Genomic DNA, 1,184 nt, shown 5'->3' on the forward strand with positions numbered 1-1,184 from the left:
CGACCTGCTTACTCGACGATGGTGGCGACGATACCGGCGCCGACGGTGCGGCCGCCCTCGCGGATCGCGAAGCGCAGCTTCTCTTCCATCGCGATCGGAACGATCAGCTTGACGTCCATCGTCACGCTGTCACCCGGCATCACCATCTCCGTGCCCTCGGGCAGCGTGCAGATGCCCGTCACGTCCGTCGTGCGGAAGTAGAACTGCGGACGGTAGTTCGTGAAGAACGGCGTGTGGCGACCGCCCTCCTCCTTCGTCAGGATGTAGGCCTCGGCCATGAAGCGCGTGTGCGGCTTCACCGTGCCGGGCTTGCACAGAACCTGACCGCGCTCCACGCCCTCGCGGTCGACGCCGCGGATCAGCGCGCCGATGTTGTCGCCCGCCTGACCCTGGTCGAGCAGCTTGCGGAACATTTCGACGCCCGTCACCGTCGTCTTCTTGTTGTCGCGGATGCCGACGATCTCGACTTCCTCGCCAACCTTCACGATCCCGCGCTCGACGCGGCCCGTCACCACCGTGCCGCGACCCGAGATCGAGAACACGTCCTCGATCGGCATCAGGAACGGCATGTTGATCGGACGCTCGGGCGTTGGGATGTAGGCGTCGACCGCCGCCATCAGCTCGCGAACCGCGTCCTCGCCGATCATCTTGTCCGAATCCTCGAGAGCGGCCAGCGCCGAACCCTTGATGATCGGAACGTCGTCGCCCGGATACTCGTACATCGACAGAAGCTCGCGAACCTCGAGCTCGACCAGCTCGAGAAGCTCGGCGTCGTCGACCTGGTCCACCTTGTTCAGGAACACCACCAGTGCGGGAACGCCGACCTGACGCGCCAGCAGGATGTGCTCGCGGGTCTGCGGCATCGGGCCGTCGGCTGCCGAACACACCAGGATTGCGCCGTCCATCTGCGCCGCGCCCGTGATCATGTTCTTCACGTAGTCGGCGTGGCCGGGGCAGTCGACGTGCGCGTAGTGACGGTTCTCCGTCTCGTACTCCACGTGCGCCGTCGAGATCGTGATGCCGCGCGCCTTCTCTTCCGGCGCCGCGTCGATCTGGTCGTACGCACGGAACTCGCCGAAGTACTTCGTGATCGCCGCCGTCAACGACGTCTTCCCATGGTCGACGTGACCAATCGTGCCGATGTTCACATGCGGCTTGTTGCGCTCAAACTTGCTCTTGGCCAT

Annotated in this window: 1 protein-coding gene; it reads right to left on the minus strand. The window is 64.8% G+C overall.

Translation table 11 applies throughout. The features are described from left to right. Positions 1-8: 8 nt before the first annotated feature. A partial coding sequence (gene tuf / locus AUL33_RS21335) for an elongation factor Tu (RefSeq protein ID WP_062213345.1) occupies positions 9-1,184 on the minus strand: 1,176 nt, incomplete at its 5' end.

This window comes from Aureimonas sp. AU12, from assembly GCF_001463705.1.
GTDB lineage: Bacteria > Pseudomonadota > Alphaproteobacteria > Rhizobiales > Rhizobiaceae > Aureimonas.